The organism is Klebsiella sp. 18074 (genome assembly GCF_902705905.1).
Classification (GTDB): domain Bacteria; phylum Pseudomonadota; class Gammaproteobacteria; order Enterobacterales; family Enterobacteriaceae; genus Klebsiella; species Klebsiella terrigena.
This window is the reverse complement of sequence record NZ_CACSIS010000081.1, coordinates 1-1,598: the sequence shown is the minus strand read 5'-3', so window position 1 is coordinate 1,598 and position 1,598 is coordinate 1. Positions and strand designations below refer to the sequence as shown.

Sequence of the window (1,598 nt, the reverse complement as noted above, 5' to 3'; positions counted from 1 at the left end):
TCAGACTGCTGACTAACCCCACTTTTTTAGGTGGGGTTCTTCTTTTCTAGCGACCGCAGGTCGCGATCGCTATATTTTTCCATGACCTCGCCATTTGAACATTCAGCTCGCTCAAGGCGGTTTTCGGCCCTTCCCTGAACGCTTTCAGCCACATATAAAGACAACAAAGAAGCGCCAGCAGCGCCATCTTCTTCATATTTTGCGCTGTCGCTGCCAGCAGGCACTGCATCTGGACTTTCGACAGTCCACGGAACCGCGCATATCGGTGCCCATGATGTTGTTTCGCGTCTGCGAAGCTTCTCTCCACCGTTTCCTTGCGTCGTGCGTATATCTTTTTGCCCCATTTCGTCAGCCGTAACCTGTTAGCCTCCTCTTTCGATGCTTCCCAGACGTGTCGGGTTATCGTTTTCTGCCCCTTGTTGTTCTGTGTGCACTGCTGCCTTTGGCTACACCCCTGGCACACTGCCGGGTTTGAACGGTAATGCCGATAGCCATTGCGGTCTGTCGTGCCGTAGTTCAGCAACTCGTCTGCCGGGCAGACATACACGTCGCGCTTGTCGTCATACTGGAAGTGTTTCTTCTGGAAGTCATTCTGACCTTTGTGAGGCCGGCGATAGCCAGGAACCAGCGAGATACCCATCTCTTGTGTCAGATGGCAGACCGCCGAGGTGAAGTAACCCGCATCCACGCCTACCGCCACGGGCTCCAGACCGAAGCGTTCTACCTGCCGTTCGAGTCGCCCGATAAAGGGCTGGCTGTCATGGACATTGCCTGGTGTCACATGCGTATCCATGATGATGCCGTGCTTCCCATCCACTGTACGATGGTCCAGATAGAAGAAGCCCTTCGGCTTGTTGTCCCGGTGCATGAACCCGCTTTCCGGGTCGGTGGTGCTGACTTTGGTGTTTTTAACGGCGTCGCTTTTGGTTGTTTTTCTTGCGGTGGGCAGCGGCTTTTTTTCGCGTTTTTTCCTGTCGGCCTCCACGGCTTCATTCAACTGTGTGAAGTATTCACTGACCCCTTCGGGGCGCAGTTCATTCACTGCCTTGCGCGGGTTGGCATCGGCTTTCAGGTGGGTGCTGTCGGTGTAGAGCACACGACCGTTTGCCATACCCTGGCCCAAAGCCTGTAAGACGATATGGTCAAAAATCTGCTGGAAGACATCACTGCCGTTAAACCGACGAATACGATTCTGGCTAAGGGTAGAAGCGTCCGGGACCTTCTCGGTCAAGCCCATGCGCAGGAACCAACGATAAGCGACATTGACCTGTATTTCCTTGACCAGACGGCGTTCGGAGGGGACACCGAAGAGGTAGCCCAACAGCATCATTTTAATCAGGCGAACGGGGTCGATAGCAGGCCTGCCATTGTCGGGGCAGTAAAGATGAGCAACGGCATCGCGAATGAATTCAAAATCGATGGCGGCATCGATTTGACGGACCAGATGGTCTTCAGGAACCAGTTCATCGAGAGTAATGGTTTCAAACTGATATTGATGGGGGGAAGGTTCTCTAAGCATGGCAGTCAGTCCATTTTTTGCACTGACCTTATTAGATCAAAGTCCTGGCCTCACGGCCAGGACTTTGTCATCAATCTGA

General features: G+C 53.3%; 1 protein-coding gene. It reads right to left on the bottom strand.

The features are described 5' to 3' along the window. Positions 1–46 precede the first annotated feature (46 nt). Positions 47–1,519, bottom strand: a complete 1,473-nt coding sequence (locus tag GVK32_RS28585) for an IS1182 family transposase (protein WP_227697935.1) — start codon at positions 1,517–1,519, stop codon at positions 47–49. Positions 1,520–1,598: the final 79 nt, after the last annotated feature.

Coding starts and splice junctions, on each gene's coding strand:
- GVK32_RS28585 (WP_227697935.1), bottom strand. CDS start 1,519: ATGCTTAGAGAACCTTCCCCCCATCAATATCAGTTTGAAACCATTACT.